Source organism: Bradyrhizobium sp. WSM2793, assembly GCF_000379585.1.
In the GTDB taxonomy this organism is placed as follows: Bacteria; Pseudomonadota; Alphaproteobacteria; order Rhizobiales; family Xanthobacteraceae; genus Bradyrhizobium.
In genome coordinates this window covers 544810-559566 of sequence record NZ_KB902768.1, presented here as the reverse complement: position 1 = coordinate 559566, position 14757 = coordinate 544810, and the positions used below count along the sequence as shown (strand labels likewise).

The window sequence follows — 14757 nt, the reverse complement described above, 5'->3', positions numbered from 1 at the left end:
CGTTGGAATAATTGGGCTCGACATGATCATCGAGTTTCGCTGTGAACGCGACTACGCGCGGCGGTGGATGGATCGCCAGACGCTGTCGATCGACGGCCGGGACGTTCCGGTTCAAATCGCGTGGACGGCGACTGCAGAGCCGCGCCCCACAGGTCTCGACGCCCTGTTCGAGCTCGAACGCCTGGTGTTGTACAAGGGCAAACACAGCGGCGCCAACAGGCTGAACATTGTTGCGGAACGGACGCAGGCGCCCACCGGGACGGCCGACGTGATCGTCGATTTCACCGGCGGCGCGCACGATCCGAAGGGCTCGGCCCGGCTGTATCTCCGTCCGCTGTTCAATGGAGTTGCAGGCGAAAACGCCGCGCTCGCCGCCATCCTGGCCGGCGACCTGCCGGTGATCGACATCGTCAACGAAGTCGACGGATCGGTCGTCGATCGCGGCCATCCTTCCGGCGAAATTGCCGCAGGCCTCAGCGGCGCACTCGAAACTGTCATGGCGCGAACGCTGACCATGGTGTCGGCGATCCTGTCGGGACGGCCGCGGATTGTGCCGCAACTGGCGCGTCCCGCCGGAGAGGGCCCGCGCCGGGGTCCCGCCGGCTATGTCGCGCGCGGCCTTGCCGTGTCGATCGCCAAGGAGATCTATCGCCTCTGCTGTTACGCCCCGCATTGGCATATCGGGTGGCGTTTCAACGACGGCGCAGGCGTCTGGCAGAATGGCGACCTGTCTGGACCAGGCTGGAACATTCTTCCCGATCCCGGCAATCACTTCTACGCCGATCCCATTCCCGTCACGTGGCAGGGCCGAACATTCGTCTTCTTCGAAGACCTCGATCACCGGGTTGGAAAGGGCATCATTTCGGCGATCGAGTTCGGTGACAATGGGCCGACCGGCGAGGTCGTGCCCGTGCTCGAGGAGCCCTGGCACCTCTCCTATCCCTTTCTGATCGAAGACGGCGGCGATTTGTGGATGATCCCGGAGAGCTCGATCCACGGCGACGTTGCCCTCTATAAATGCGTTCGCTTCCCGGACAAATGGGAGAGACACGCGACTCTCCTGTCAGGCCTTGAGCTCGCCGACGTCACGATCACGCGGCACAACGGCCTGCATTATCTGTTCGGCGCCTGGCGCGATGGCACCGGTGGCTATTCAGACTCGCTGGCGATCTATTACGCCGAGCACCTCCTGGGGCCCTGGTTGCCGCACGCCAGCAATCCGGTCCTGATCGACCGTGCAAGCACGCGGCCGGCGGGGAATTTCGTGACCATCAATGACCAATTGTGGCGCCCGGTCCAGAACTGTGCCGACGGATACGGTGCGGCGCTCGCGCTGGCGGAAGTAATCGAGCTGTCGCCGACGGCCTTCAAGCAGATCGTCCGCCATTCCCTAAAGCCCGGACCGGCGTGGCCGGGCAGAAAGCTGCACACCCTGAACCGCTGCGGCCGACTCGAGGTGATCGACGGATCGCGTGTCCAGCCCAAGACCCGCGCCTTCGCGAGCAAACTTCCGTCCGCCGTTCAGTCTCCGCGCACCAGTTCATACACCGCCGGCTGAAGCCGCCGGCGCGCCGTCGCCTGCGCCGTGCCCAAGCGCGCGGGCGAGGACACGCCCGATCGTTCCGGCCGGTGACGCGCTGCCACGCCAGGCCACGATCTGATCGGGACGTATCAAAGCAAGGTCGGCGTCATAGAGTTCGCGCAAGGATCCCGGCAGCGTGACGAGCTTCACATCCGCCCCGAGCACGCGGACGGCGTCGGCGACCGCAGCGGGCGCCGGCGCGACCTCGCCGAACTGGAGCAACGTCCATTCGAATCCGAACAAATCGTACAAGGACACGCCGTCCTCCAGCCACGCATGCGGTGCGCGTCCGCCAGGACAGGCGCTGGGAATGTAGACGTTCGCAGCATCAGGCGGCGGCCGGCTGCCGTCGGAGACGATGATTGGAGAACCGTCGTAACGCCCACCGAAGGTAACACCGGGGATGTTGAATTCGGCACGAGCGTGCTGCTCGAGATAGACGCCTGCCGTACGCCGCGCTTCGTTGCCTTCGTCCGTGGCGTCCTCGATGTCAGGCGCGGGCGCGAAGAGACCAAGGGAGTCCGCGAAGCGCCGGGCATAGTCGGTGTTGCGGAGCGCCACCGGACGCCGCTCGACCTCGTAGCTGTCGAGCAGCGATACCGGGCTTACGCCCTTGACGACGCTTGCCAGCTTCCAGCCGAGGTTGACCGCGTCCTCGATCGCAGTGTTGTAGCCGAGCCCGCCAGTCGGCGTGAATAGATGCGCCGCGTCGCCGCCGAGGAACACCCTGCCCCGCTGCATGCCGTTCGCGACCAGCGCGTGACCTGCGGTCCAGGTCACGAACGACAGCACCTCGCATTCGATCGGCGCGCCGCAGGCGCGCTGGAACGCGGCCTTGGCATCATTGATCGTGATCGCACTCGCGTCTTCACCCGGCCGCAGCTGGGTGTGAAACGCGAATTCGTCGCGTCCGTTCACCGAGGCCATGAAGGCCCGGCGGTCACCATTGAAGCAGTTGTACATCCACGCCTTGGCGTGCGGGACGCTCGCGTAGAACTCCGGCGAGCGGAGATACACAGCCAGCATGCGGCCGCCCATGAAATCGCGCTGCGTCCCGGTCTCGCCGCCATAGACGATGCCGAGCGATTGGCGAACCGCCGAGCGGGGTCCGTCGGCGCCGACCAAGAAGTCGGCCCGGACCTGAAAGCGCCTGCCATCATCGAGACATTCGATCTCGCCGACGATGCCGTCATCGTTTTCGGTGTAACCGACGAGCCGGTGGCCATAGTTGAGCTGGATACCGGGAAGCCGCTCGGCATGGCGGCGCAGCACCGCCTCGACATATTTTTGCGAGACGCGATGCGGCAGCTCCGCTGCGCTCCAGGAGCCCGACATGCCCTTGATCAGCTCGCCCGCGCGGGACGATGACGGCAATGCAAAACGCGCCAGCTCGTAACCGGTATAGCGGGTGAAATACGCAACGTCGGTCGGGTAGTCCGCGGGCAGGCCCTCGCGCCTGATCTCGTCGGCAAAACCCAGCCGCCGATAATGCTCCATCGAGCGCGCCTGCGTTGCGTTGGCTTGCGGATTGAATGCGGTGCCCGGCTTGTCGTCGACCAGGATCGCGGACACGCCGCGCCGGCCGAGCTCGTTGGCCAGCATCAGCCCGCAGGGTCCCCCGCCGACGATGAGCACCGAGGCCGTCAGACGTGTTTCCAATAGGTTTCTCCCCACCAGCACTATCTTGCATGGTAAGGCTGCCTGACGATATCGTCAAATTACCTGACTAATCGTCGAGCGTGTCGAACTTCGCCCCGTAGACCGTCAGCCCTTTCAGGATGGCGTCCATGGCGGACTTGCCGAGCTCGACGCGCATCTCCTGCTCGGCGATGTCGACCGCATCGCGGAACGCGTCGAGCCATTTGCGGCCGGCCGGCGTGAACATGACGATGCGGGCGCGCCGGTCGGTCGGATCGGCGATGCGATCGACGAGGCCGAGCTCGGCGCATTGATCGACCAGCTCGCCCATCGCCTGCTTGCTCATGGACGCACGGCGGGCGAGCTCGGTGAGCCGCGTCCCCTCCACGTCGAGATTGCGGGTGAGGCTGACATGGGCAATGCGCGTCTCGTCGTGTCCCCGCTCGCCCATCAATTCGAGGACGCGGCCTTCGAAGCGGCGAACCGCGTTGTTGAGCAGGCGGCCGATATTGGCATGCCGCCAGGCGGTACCGGATGTCCTGGATTTCACGAGATCGCTTCCGATTCGACCGGTCGAGGTTGCGCGAGGCTAACACAAGAGGCAGCCCGCCCGCTCGTACAGCAGATCGGCACGTGCATCGGCTTTGGCATGACAGGCAGCGTGGTTTCAAACGCCGCCCGTCATCCCGTTTCAATCGCTCCCGGCACGGGACCGCATCTTACTGCGAACGATCCGAGGTCCAGCCCTTATACTCGGCGACGTTGTCCCGGGTCACGAGCTTGGACGGCAGCAGTTCGACGGTCGAGGCCGGTTTCTGGCCGTTGAGGATGCCGACACCCACCTGCACGGCCCGCCGTGCCATGAAGAACGGATCCTGCGAAGCAGAGGCCTGGATCTGCGGCGACTGCGGATCCTTCAGCGCGGCCTCGATATCGGGCGCGCCGTCGACCGCGGTGATGACGATACCGCTGCGGTTTTGCTGGCGCGCCGCAAGGTCGGTGCCGATCGCCTGCGGATCGTTGATGGCGAAGATGGCGTCGATCTTGGGGAAGCGGGTCAGATAGCCCTGCGCGACGGTGAGGCCGCCTTCGCGCGAGCCTTTGCCATCCTGGTCGTTGGACAACACCTTGATGCCGGCGTTCTTCGAGAAGACGTTCTTGCAGCCGACGACGCGGTCGATCACCGCCGAGACCTGCGGCCCGTTCTCGATGATGACATCGCCCTTGCCTCCCAATTTGTCGACGATGTACTGGCAGGAGATCTCGCCGGCCTGCACGTTGTTCGTGGTCACGGTGGCATCGGCGCCTTCGGCCGCGGTGTCGACCGCGACGACGACGATGCCTGCCGCCTGCGCCTTCTTGATCGCCGGCCCGATCGCCTTGGGATCGCCCGGATTGAGCAGGATCAGGTCGACGCCGGCGGCAATGAAATTGTCGATCTGGGTGACCTGCTTGCCGAGGTCGTATTCGAAGCCGACCGTCGTGATCTTCACATTGGGATTGGTCTTCTTCGCCTCGAACTCGGCGCCCTTCGACAGCGCGACGAAGAACGGATTGCCCATCGACCCCAGCGAGACGCCGATCGACTTGAGCTCCTTGGCGAAGGATGGCGCGGCGCTTAGGGCAAGCGCCGTCGCGGCACCGGCGAGCGTGATCGTCTTCAACATTGGCTTCCTCCCTGGTCTGTCTTCATGTCAGGCACGGCAGACCAGTAGCCGCACCGGAACCTTTCACGTCCTGGCGGAGCCCTGCAGCCGATAGCGGTCGAGCGCGACGGCACCGATGATCACCAGGCCCTTGATCACGTATTGCCAGATGTCGGAGACGCCGACGAGGATCAGGCCGTTCGAGAGCACCGCGATGATCAGCGCGCCGACCAGCGTACCCCAGATCGAGCCGATGCCGCCGACGAATGAGGTGCCGCCGAGGATCACGGCGGTGATGGCGTCGAGCTCGTAGGACTGGCCGAGCTGCAGGCCGTTGGCGGCGTAGAGCCGCGCCGCCTGCATGGCGCCGCCGAGCCCGGCGAAGAGCCCGGAGACGCCGTAGACGAAGATCAGCACCGCCCAGACCTTGATGCCGGCTAACCGCGCCGCACTTTCATTGCCGCCAACCGCATAGATGTGCACGCCGAGCACGGTCCGGCGCAGCACCAGCCACGAGACGAGAATGACGAGCAAGGCTATCACCGAGAGCCATGGGATCGAGACGACGCCGGGAATGAGCGTCAGCGAGCCGTTGCCGATGAAAGCGTAGGGAATCGAGGGATTGAACACCGTGGTGTCGGCGCCGAGCAGTCGCGCCAGGCCCCGCACGGCGGTGAGAGAGCCGAGCGTGACGATGAAGGGCGGCAGCCGGAGCAGCGCGATCAACGCGCCGTTGACGACGCCGAAGCCAAGGCCGGTGAGCAGCGCGGCCGGCAGCCACAGCATCCCGAGCTCCGGCATCTTGGAGAGCGTCAACCCGGCCATCGCGGAAGCCGCCAGGATCGAGCCGACCGAAAGGTCGATGCCGCCGGTGAGGATCACGAAGGTCATGCCCGCGGCGAGCACGGTGTTCACCGCTGCCTGCTGCAACACAATGCCGAGATTTTGTCCGGTGAAGAAGCGGCCCTCGGACAGGAAATGGAAACCGCCGCACAGGATCAGCAGCACCGGCAGCATGCCGAGCGCGCTGATCAGCACCCTCACCCGCTGGCGCTTTGACTCTGCGGCAGCACCGTTGGTCGTCGTCGATGCCGGCTTGGCCTGCGAAGCACCATTGTCAGGCATCGAGATGCTCCATCCCCGTCGCAAGCGCCATGATGTCTTCCTGGTTCAGCGCGACCGCCGCTTCACGCCTGACCTCGCCGGCGATATGCCCGGCTCGCATGACGACGACGCGGTCGCAGATGCCGATAATCTCCGGCAGATCGGACGAGATGACGAGGATCGCGGTGCCAGCCTTGGCGAGATTGTCGATGATCGAATAGATCTCGGACTTGGCGCCGACGTCGACGCCGCGCGTCGGCTCGTCGAGGATCAGCACCTTTGGCGCAATGGCAAGAAGCCGCGACAGCAGCAGCTTCTGCTGGTTGCCGCCGGACAGGCCACCGGCGGGGACGCCGACATTGGCGGCGCGAATGCTGAGCCCTGCGAAGGCTCGATCGGCGCGCTCGCGTGCCTTGTCACGATCCAGGAACCAGCCGAGCTTCGCATCGCGGCCGAGCACCGCGAGGTTGATGTTGTCCAGACACGACATGTCGAGAAACAGGCCGAGCGCCTTCCTGTCCTCGGTCAGATAGGCGATCCCGGCCTCGAGCGCCTCACCCGGCGCGCGGATCTCGACCGGGCGCCCCTCCAGCTCGAGCCAGCCGGAGGTTTTTGGCAACGCGCCGATGATGAGATGCGCAAGCTCGGTGCGGCCGGCGCCGATCAGACCGGCGAGACCGACCACCTCACCCGCATGCACGGTCAGCGAGCAGCCCTTGACGCGCAGGCCATCGGCCATGTCGATCGCGGCGAGCACGGGATGGCCGCGTCCTGCCTCCGGATCATGGTCCTTCTTGTAGAACGATGAGACGTCGCGTCCGACCATCAGCCGCACGATGGTGTCGGCACGGATCTCGGCCTTGTCGAGCGAGCCGACCAGCCGACCGTCGCGCAGCACGGTGACGCGGTCGCCGAGCGCGTAGACCTCGTCCATGCGATGCGAGATGTAGATGATGGCGAGCCCCTCCGCCCTGAGCTGGCGGATCAGCGCGAACAGCCGCTCGCTTTCGGCGGCCGACAAGGAGGTGGTCGGCTCGTCCATGATCAGGATCTTTGATCTCGCATGCAACGCCCGCGCGATCTCGACCAGTTGCCGCTGTCCCATGGACAGATGCGCCACCAGCGTCGACGGCTGGAAGTCAGCGCCGAGCCGTTTCAGTATCGGACCGACGGCCTCGCGCATGGCGCCGCGCGCCAGCAAGCCTGTCCGCGATATCTCCCGTCCCAGATAGATATTCTCGGCAACACTGAGATTGGGCGCGAGCGACAGCTCCTGATAGATGATGGAGATGCCCGCCGCGCGGCCGCCGAGCGGGCCTTCGATCCGGACCGGATGTCCTTCGATGCGGATCTCGCCGCCGGGATCGGGTCTGTAGGCGCCGGACAGGATCTTCATCAGCGTCGACTTGCCGGCGCCGTTCTCACCCATCAACGCATGAATTTCGCCGGCATAGACGGTGAGATCGACGGCACGCAGCGCCTTGATGCCGAAGAAGGATTTTGAGACCCCACGCATCTCGAGGATCGGATCGTTCATCGTGCCTCCCGGCGCACAATGCGTTTCCCACCCGCGTCTCAATCATTCTGTCAGCGCGGCTTGCGCATTAAACAAAAGGCCGCGGCACAGGGCAATACCGAACAGGCCGGAATGTAGCATCGAGGCGATGCTAGTGGCGCGGCCGATACAGTTCGCGCCACGCGGGAAGCCGCTCGGCATAAGCATCCGTCAGCCCAGCGTCAGGTTCGAACGTGTCGATGCGTTGCGGCCGCGTGCACACGGTTTCGATTGCCTCACCCGTGACAGCAAGTCGCCCCAATCTCGCCGCACCGAACGCGGCGCCGGTCTCACCTCCGGCGAAGCGGTGGATCGGAACGTTCAGCACGTTCGCCAGCACCGAGAGCCAGAAGCCGGACCGTGAACCACCGCCAATGGCATCGGCTTCCGTAATCACAATGCCAGCATCGGCGAGCGCGTCGCGGCAATCGGCGAGCGCAAATGCAACGCCCTCGAGCACCGCCTGCACGATCATCCCGCGATCGGTGCCATGGCTCAAACCATCGAGCATCCCGCGCACGACGGGATCGTCGTGCGGCGTCCGCTCACCCGCGAGATACGGCAGGAAGCTCGCGGGCGACGGTGCCCGCGGGCGCGATCCGAGCGGTGCCAGCAATTCAGCCTCGGTAACGCCGAACAGGCGCGCGGTCCATGCAAGGCAGGAGGCGGCCGACAGGATCGCGCCGGCTTGAATCCACCTGCCGGGAATGGCGTGGCAGAACGTGTGCACGACGCGGTCGGGGTTGGCGGCTACCCTGTTGGTCGGGGCCAGCAAGGCACCCGAGGTTCCCAGCGAGATGAATGCGGTTCCCGGCTCGATCGCGCCGATGCCGACGGCGCCGGCCGGATTGTCGCCGGCGCCGCCCGCGATCACCGGCGGCCGGGTCATACTCCAGCGTCGCGCGAGCTCGCTGCGCAACGTCGTTGCAGGCGCGCATCCCTCGACCAAACGCGGCATGTGATCGCGCGACAGTCCAGTCGCGGCGAGCGCTGCGTCCGACCAGTCGCGGCGCGCGGCGTCGAGCCACAGCGATCCCGACGCATCCGAGACGTCCTCGATGGCTTCGCCTGATAGCACCAGGCGCAGGTAGGCCTTTGGCAGCAGCACCAACTTCGTCGCTGCAAAGCCTTCAGGTTCGTGCCTCGCGATCCAGAGCAGTTTTGGCGCGGTGAATCCCGGCATCGCCTTGTTGCCCGTCACTGCACGCAAGGCGGGCCAGCGCTGCTCCAGGACGCGACACTCGGCGGCGGCGCGTCCGTCGTTCCAGAGGATACAAGGCCGCAGCGGTCTCAAGCTCGCATCGAGCAGCGTGGCGCCATGCATTTGTCCGGACAGCCCGATGCCCTCGACCGCCGCGAGTTCTCTTCCATGCGATACCTTCAGGGCATCGAGCGTGGCGAAGGTCGCCTCGATCCATTGCGCGGGATCCTGCTCGGAATAGCCTGATTGCGGCGAGGTGATCGTCAGCGGCCGGCTCTCGCTTGCAATCACGCGCTGGGCACCGTCGACGAGAACGGTTTTGACTGCGGAGGTGCCGAGATCGATGCCGAGATACATGACTGCTTCCGCTCACTTCGCCGCGTCGATCCAGATCCCCGGTTCCGAATGCTCGCGGATGTGGCTGACCAGGAAGTCGGAAAACACCCTGATCTTGGCGGGCAGCCGGACGCGGTTTTGATAGGCGATGTTCATGGTGAGCAGCGGCAACTCCCAGCCCATCAGGACAGGCACGAGCCGGCCGGCCGCGATATCGCTCTGCACGATGTAAAGTGGCTGGATCAGGATGCCGAGCCCCGCGCGTGCCGCACCGCAGATGATCTGGCCATCATTGCTGTCGAGCGTCGGCGCGATCCGCACCGTCTGCGTCGTGCTGCCCTGGCTGAGCCGCAGCGAATAGGGATCGTTGGCGAGATTGTAGATCAGCATGTTGTGGCGGGCGAGATCGGCAGGGTGCTCCGGCCGGCCGTGCTTCTCCAGATATGACGGCGCCGCCGCGAGCACGCGGTGCATCTGGCCGATACGGCGGACGATGATGTTGGAGTCCGGCTCGTGCTCGCGCGTGCGGATCGCGACGTCAATGCCGGCCTCGATGAAGTCCAGGTAGCGGTTTGCGCTGATGATCTGCACGCTGAGATCAGGATAGAGCGCGCGGAAGGCGGGCAGCATCGGCGCGAGATAGATCATCGCAAAGGACAGCGAGCTCGTCACGCGCAGCATGCCCTTCGGCGACAGCGCGCGGTCGGAGACGGCATCCTCGGCTTCGGCGAGCTCGTTCAACAATGTGCCGCACCGCTGCAGGAGCTCCTGCCCTGCCTCCGTCAGCCATAGGCGGCGCGTGTTGCGCTCGATCAGCCTGACTGCGAGTCGTTCCTCCAGCGCGCTGAGGTGGCGGCTGGCGGCCGCGTTCGACATCCGCAGGATTTCGGCGGCCTTGGACAGGCTGCCGAGCTCGGCGGTTTTGGAGAAGACTTCGAGTTGGAGCAGCCGGTCCATTTTTGCGAAAATAGGAAAAGAGACTTACAAATTTTGGCCTTTATTTCCGATTTCTGCAAGGCAAAATAGCGCCAACAAAGCACAATGGCAGGCGAGGAAATCAGGAAATGTCGGGCCCGATCAGGCACATCGTGATGTGGCGGCTGCGCGGGGAAAGCCCCGAGGAGCGCTCCGCCGCCCGGGTCAAGGTCAAGACCCTGTTCGAGGGCCTCAAGGGCCGGATCGATGGCCTCACCCATATCGAGGTCGGCGTTGACGTCAGCGCGGTGGATTACGCTTGCGACGTGGTGCTGTTCTCGGAATTCACCGACCAGGCCGCGCTCTCGGCCTATGCCAACCACCCGGAACATCTGCGCGTGCGCGAGGCGCTTGGCGACTTGCGGATCGGGCGCTTCCAGGTCGATTATCCCATCAAAGAGACCGGCGCATGATCGGTTCGTTCACCTTTGAAAACCTGCCCTGCCGCGTCGTGTTCGGCAGCGGAACGCTTGGCTCCGCCAAGGCCGAGGTCGAGCGTCTCGGCGGCAAGCGCGCGCTGGTGCTGACGACGCCGCAGCAGGAAGCGCAAGGCAGGAGCCTTGGGGCGGCGCTCGGCTCGCTCTATGCCGGCATCTTTCCCGGCGCGGTCATGCATACGCCTGTCGAGGTCACGGAGCGCGCGCTCGCGGCGATGAAGGCGTGTGAGGCCGACTGCGTCGTCTCGCTCGGCGGCGGCTCCACCACCGGCCTCGGCAAGGCGCTGGCGCTGCGAACCGGCGTCAACCAGCTCTGCATTCCCACCACCTATGCAGGCTCCGAGATGACGCCGATCGTCGGCCAGACCGAGAACGGCCTGAAGACCACAGTGCGCGATGCGGCAATCCTGCCCGAGACCGTGATCTACGATGTCGACCTCACTTTGACGCTGCCGGCGGGTCTCGCCGCGACATCAGGCATCAACGCGATCGCCCATGCCGTCGAGGCGCTCTATGCGCGGGATGCCAATCCCGTGACCTCGCTGATGGCGGAAGAAGGCATCCGCGCGTTGGCACGTGCCCTGCCCGCCATCGCCGCCAAGGGCGATGACCGCGAGGCCCGCACCGAAGCACTTTATGGTGCATGGCTGTGCGGCGTGTGCCTTGGCACCGTCGGCATGGCGCTGCATCACAAACTCTGCCATACGCTCGGCGGCACGTTCGATCTGCCGCACGCCGAGACCCACACCATCGTGCTGCCGCATGCGCTCGCCTACAACGCGCCGGTGGTGCCCGACGCCATGATGCGCATCTCGCGCGCAATCGGCGCCGCCGATGCATCGCAGGGACTTTTCGAACTTGCGAAGCGGCTGGGTGCGAAGATGGCGCTGCGCGATATCGGCATGCCCGCGAGCGGCATCGACAAGGCGGCTGATCTTGCCGTCACCAACGCCTACTGGAATCCGCGCCCGCTCGAGCGCGGCGCCATCCGCGACCTGATCGCGCGCGCCTGGGCCGGCGAGCCGCCGGGCGCTGTCAAAACGGCGGCGTGAGACCATGCGGCGCACGCTGATCAGATCCGCGACCGTCATCAGCATGGATGACGCGATCGGCGACCTCGGCAACGGCGACGTGCTGGTCGAGGGCAACCGGATCGTCGAGGTGCGACCGTCGATCGATGTCGCGGCCGACACGGAGATCATCGACGGAAGGGGTCGCATCGTCATCCCCGGCCTGATCAACGCGCATATGCACACCTGGCAGACGGGCCTGCGCGGCTATGCCGCGAACTGGACACTGCTGGAATATTTCCGCCGCATGCACGCCGGGCTTGCCACCGTATTCCGTCCCGAGGACATCCATATTGCAACGCTGGTCGGCGCGCTGAACCAGATCAATTGCGGCACCACCACGCTGGTCGACTGGTGCCACAATAACCCGACGCCGGATCATACCGACGCCGCCGTGCGTGGCCTGATCGAGAGCGGCATTCGCGCCGCCTTCTTCCACGGCTCGCCGAAGCCGGAGCCGAAGCCCGGCGAGCCCCATTTCTCGGAAGTGCCGCACCCGCGCCGCGAGGTCGAGCGGCTGCTGGCCGGTCCCCTCGCCGACCGCGACGGCCTTGTCACGCTGGGCCTTGCGATCCTCGGCCCGCATTATTCGACCCTTGGCGTCGCCATGCATGATTTCCGCATGGCGCGCGAGCTCAAGTTGATCGCATCGATGCATCAGGGCGGCGGTCCGGCCAAGACGCCCGACGGCTGGGAGAAGCTGATCGAAGCCGGCCTCGTCGGCACCGGCATCAACATCGTCCATGGCAATGATCTGCCCGACCATCTCCTCGATCGTCTCGTCGATCTCGGCGTGTCCTTCTCGGTGACGCCCGAAAACGAGATGATCCAGGGCCATGGCTTTCCGATCACAGGGCGGCTACTCAAGCGTGGTGTTCGGCCGACCATTGGAATCGATCTGGAATCCGTATTGGCCGGCGACCTGTTCTCCGCGGCGCGCGTTGCGCTCTCGATGCAACGGGCGCTCGACAACGCGGAGTCCCGCAAGGCCAGCGGCGCCATTCCGGCGACGACCACGATTCCCGTGCGCGAAGCGCTGCGCTGGATCACGACGGAAGGCGCCCGCATGCTCGGCCGCGAGCACCAGATCGGCTCGCTCACGCCAGGCAAGCTCGCCGATCTCGTCATCATCGACGCCTCCGATCTCAACCTTGTCCCGGTGCATGATCCCGTCGCCACCGTCGTGATGCAGACGAGCCTCGCCAATATCGAGGCCGTCATGATCAGCGGCGCCTGGAAGAAGCGGAACGGCCGACTGCTTGCTGAGGGGTTGGAGACCAAGAAAGAGCTGCTGGCGCAATCCGGCCGGCGGCTGGTGCAGGACATTGAACGACAGGGACGCGCCGCCTGAAGGCGCCAACGGACAACAACAAATGACAGATACCTCGAAAAACATCACTTTCATCGGGATCGGCAAGATGGGGCTGCCGATGTCGGCGCTCGTCGCCAAGGCCGGTTTTGCCGTCACCGCGTTCGACCAGAGCGCGGCGCGGATCAACGAGGCACGCGCGCAGCGTATTGCGATTGCCGCATCGCCGGCCGAGGCCGTGGGCGGCAAGGCCGCCGTCATCACCTCCCTCCCCGATGACGCCGCGTTGCGTGGCGCCCTGCTCGGCCCCGCCGGCGTCATCGCCGCGATGGCGCCGGGCGCCAGTTTGATCGAAACCAGCACTGTCAGTGTCGAGGCTTCCACTGAAGTTGCGGCCGCGGCGCAGGCGCGCGGCATTGCCTATCTTCGTTCACCGGTCTCCGGCAACGCCAGCATCGTTCACACCGGCGCCCTGACCTGCTTCGTTTCAGGACCGAAGGACGCCTTCGAAAGCGCAAAGCCGCTGTTCGCGGCCTTCACCCGCGCACAGACCTATCTTGGACCAGCTGAGGAAGCCCGTTACGCAAAACTCTCGGTCAATCTGATGATCGCGGTGTCGGCGGCAATGATGGCGGAGAGCCTGGCGCTGGCGCGCAAGGGCGGCATCGCCTGGCAGGACATCCTGAAGGTGCTCGACGACAGCGCGGTTGCATCGCCGATGGTGAAATACAAGACCGCACCGCTGCGCAGCCGCGATTTCGAATCCACCTTCTCCTGCAAGCAGATGGCCAAGGATCTCGACCTGATCCTGGGGGCCGGCCATGCCGTCGGCGTGCCGCTGCAGCTCGCCGCGCAAGTGCGCGAGACCTATGGCTCGCTGGTCGCACAAGGCGACGGCGACACCGACTTCATCGCGACGGTCAAGCACCTGGAGCGGCTGTCCGGGCTCGGCGAGCCCAAACTCTGATCGGCGGAAGGCACATATGCGCAATTTCAACGAGAACACGATCACCGACGCCGTGCTGGAGCGGATCAAGGACGCAACCGATCCGCGCATCAAGCAGGTCAGCGAAGCGCTGGTGCGCCACCTTCATGCCTTCGTCCGCGAAATCCGTCCGACCCAAAAGGAATGGGAGTTCGGCATCGATTACCTGACCCGCACCGGCCACATGTGCGACGACAAGCGCCAGGAGTTCATCCTGCTGTCGGACACGCTCGGCGTCTCCATGCTGGTCGACGCGATCAACCATCCGATGCCGGAGGGCGCGACCGAAACCACGGTGCTCGGTCCGTTCTTTGTCCAGGCCGCACCGGAGAAGGACAGCGGCGCGGATATCTCCGGTCCGATGGAGGGCGATCCGATGCTGGTCACCGGCTCGGTGTCGACCGTCGACGGCAAGCCGCTCGTGGGCGCCGTCGTCGACGTCTGGCACTCCGACGATGACGGCTATTACGACGTGCAGCAGCTCGACGACATCGGCGATCTCGCGATGCGCGCGCGCTTCCACACCGACGCCGACGGCAGATTCCATTTCTGGTCGATCAAGCCGGCCGCCTACCCCGTTCCGCATGATGGCCCGGTCGGCGAGATGCTGGAGGCGCAGGGCCGCCATCCCTGGCGGCCAGCGCATGTGCATTTCATGATTTCCGCGCCCGGATTCGAGCAGCTCGTGACACACGTGTTCGTTGCTGGCGACCAGTATCTCGACTCGGACGTGGTGTTCGGCGTCAAGGACAGTCTGATCCGCGAATTCACCAGGCATCCCGCCGGCCGTGCGCCGGATGGTCGCATGGTGGACAGCGAGTATTTCCATCTCAACTATGATTTCGGCCTGAAGCAGGTCGCGAGCAACGCAAGAGCCGCTTAAGCTAGAGCGGCGACGGACCAGCAAGAGTCCGGCAAC

The 14757-nt window shown here is 65.2% G+C and carries 13 protein-coding genes; 6 read left to right on the top strand and 7 right to left on the bottom strand.

What is annotated here, in order from left to right; genetic code table 11:
* Positions 1 to 22: 22 nt before the first annotated feature.
* Positions 23 to 1558 (top strand): hypothetical protein, encoded by a 1536-nt coding sequence (locus tag A3AS_RS0102420; RefSeq protein WP_018316016.1) that lies wholly within the window; start codon positions 23 to 25, stop codon positions 1556 to 1558.
* Here A3AS_RS0102420 and A3AS_RS0102415 read toward each other — a convergent pair.
* From A3AS_RS0102415 to A3AS_RS0102385, 7 genes are all read right to left on the bottom strand, one after another.
* Positions 1541 to 3241 carry an FAD-dependent oxidoreductase gene (locus tag A3AS_RS0102415; protein ID WP_198293673.1) on the bottom strand — a complete coding sequence of 567 codons (1701 nt, stop codon included), beginning with the start codon at positions 3239 to 3241 and terminating at the stop codon, positions 1541 to 1543. The two genes, A3AS_RS0102420 and A3AS_RS0102415, sit on opposite strands and share 18 nt — an antisense overlap.
* Before the next feature lie 67 nt (positions 3242 to 3308).
* Complete coding sequence (locus A3AS_RS0102410; RefSeq protein WP_018316014.1) at positions 3309 to 3770, bottom strand: MarR family winged helix-turn-helix transcriptional regulator; 462 nt, start codon at positions 3768 to 3770, stop codon at positions 3309 to 3311.
* Between the two features lie 169 nt (positions 3771 to 3939).
* On the bottom strand, positions 3940 to 4887 hold the full coding sequence (locus A3AS_RS0102405) for an ABC transporter substrate-binding protein (RefSeq protein ID WP_018316013.1): 948 nt from the start codon (positions 4885 to 4887) through the stop codon (positions 3940 to 3942).
* A 63-nt stretch (positions 4888 to 4950) separates the two neighbouring features.
* Entirely contained in the window at positions 4951 to 5991 is a 1041-nt protein-coding gene (locus A3AS_RS0102400) for a ribose ABC transporter permease (protein WP_018316012.1), read from the bottom strand.
* Positions 5984 to 7507, bottom strand: coding sequence for a sugar ABC transporter ATP-binding protein (locus A3AS_RS0102395; protein WP_018316011.1), 1524 nt, complete (start codon positions 7505 to 7507; stop codon positions 5984 to 5986). Before A3AS_RS0102395 ends, A3AS_RS0102400 begins: the two co-directional genes overlap by 8 nt.
* Before the next feature lie 130 nt (positions 7508 to 7637).
* Positions 7638 to 9083 carry a xylulokinase gene (gene xylB / locus A3AS_RS0102390; protein WP_018316010.1) on the bottom strand — a complete coding sequence of 482 codons (1446 nt, stop codon included), beginning with the start codon at positions 9081 to 9083 and terminating at the stop codon, positions 7638 to 7640.
* Positions 9084 to 9095: 12 nt separating this feature from the next.
* Positions 9096 to 10019, bottom strand: coding sequence for a LysR family transcriptional regulator (locus tag A3AS_RS0102385; protein ID WP_018316009.1), 924 nt, complete (start codon positions 10017 to 10019; stop codon positions 9096 to 9098).
* Positions 10020 to 10126: 107 nt separating this feature from the next.
* Between A3AS_RS0102385 and A3AS_RS0102380 the strand changes: the two genes are divergently transcribed.
* Genes A3AS_RS0102380 through A3AS_RS0102360 form a run of 5 tightly spaced genes read left to right on the top strand, consistent with a single transcriptional unit; the run spans position 10127 to position 14721 of the window.
* A complete protein-coding gene (locus A3AS_RS0102380; RefSeq protein WP_018316008.1) occupies positions 10127 to 10450 on the top strand; it encodes a Dabb family protein in 324 nt (107 codons plus the stop codon).
* The gene (locus A3AS_RS0102375) at positions 10447 to 11526 is read left to right on the top strand and encodes a maleylacetate reductase (protein WP_018316007.1); all 1080 of its coding nucleotides are present in this window, start codon (positions 10447 to 10449) and stop codon (positions 11524 to 11526) included. Before A3AS_RS0102380 ends, A3AS_RS0102375 begins: the two co-directional genes overlap by 4 nt.
* 4 nt (positions 11527 to 11530) lie before the next feature.
* A complete protein-coding gene (locus A3AS_RS0102370) occupies positions 11531 to 12895 on the top strand; it encodes an amidohydrolase family protein (RefSeq protein WP_018316006.1) in 1365 nt (454 codons plus the stop codon).
* A gap of 22 nt (positions 12896 to 12917) precedes the next feature.
* Positions 12918 to 13820 (top strand): NAD(P)-dependent oxidoreductase, encoded by a 903-nt coding sequence (locus tag A3AS_RS0102365; protein ID WP_020508600.1) that lies wholly within the window; start codon positions 12918 to 12920, stop codon positions 13818 to 13820.
* A gap of 16 nt (positions 13821 to 13836) precedes the next feature.
* Positions 13837 to 14721, top strand: a complete 885-nt coding sequence (locus A3AS_RS0102360; protein WP_018316004.1) for an intradiol ring-cleavage dioxygenase — start codon at positions 13837 to 13839, stop codon at positions 14719 to 14721.
* Positions 14722 to 14757: the final 36 nt, after the last annotated feature.

Bases quoted from the DNA above. Each gene is read 5' to 3' on its own strand.
- A3AS_RS0102370 (WP_018316006.1), top strand. From the start codon at position 11,531: ATGCGGCGCACGCTGATCAGATCCGCGACCGTCATCAGCATGGATGAC.
- A3AS_RS0102365 (WP_020508600.1), top strand. From the start codon at position 12,918: ATGACAGATACCTCGAAAAACATCACTTTCATCGGGATCGGCAAGATG.
- A3AS_RS0102380 (WP_018316008.1), top strand. From the start codon at position 10,127: ATGTCGGGCCCGATCAGGCACATCGTGATGTGGCGGCTGCGCGGGGAA.
- A3AS_RS0102405 (WP_018316013.1), bottom strand. From the start codon at position 4,887: ATGTTGAAGACGATCACGCTCGCCGGTGCCGCGACGGCGCTTGCCCTA.
- A3AS_RS0102360 (WP_018316004.1), top strand. From the start codon at position 13,837: ATGCGCAATTTCAACGAGAACACGATCACCGACGCCGTGCTGGAGCGG.
- A3AS_RS0102375 (WP_018316007.1), top strand. From the start codon at position 10,447: ATGATCGGTTCGTTCACCTTTGAAAACCTGCCCTGCCGCGTCGTGTTC.
- A3AS_RS0102385 (WP_018316009.1), bottom strand. From the start codon at position 10,019: ATGGACCGGCTGCTCCAACTCGAAGTCTTCTCCAAAACCGCCGAGCTC.
- A3AS_RS0102395 (WP_018316011.1), bottom strand. From the start codon at position 7,507: ATGAACGATCCGATCCTCGAGATGCGTGGGGTCTCAAAATCCTTCTTC.
- A3AS_RS0102400 (WP_018316012.1), bottom strand. From the start codon at position 5,991: ATGCCTGACAATGGTGCTTCGCAGGCCAAGCCGGCATCGACGACGACC.
- A3AS_RS0102420 (WP_018316016.1), top strand. From the start codon at position 23: ATGATCATCGAGTTTCGCTGTGAACGCGACTACGCGCGGCGGTGGATG.
- xylB (WP_018316010.1), bottom strand. From the start codon at position 9,083: ATGTATCTCGGCATCGATCTCGGCACCTCCGCAGTCAAAACCGTTCTC.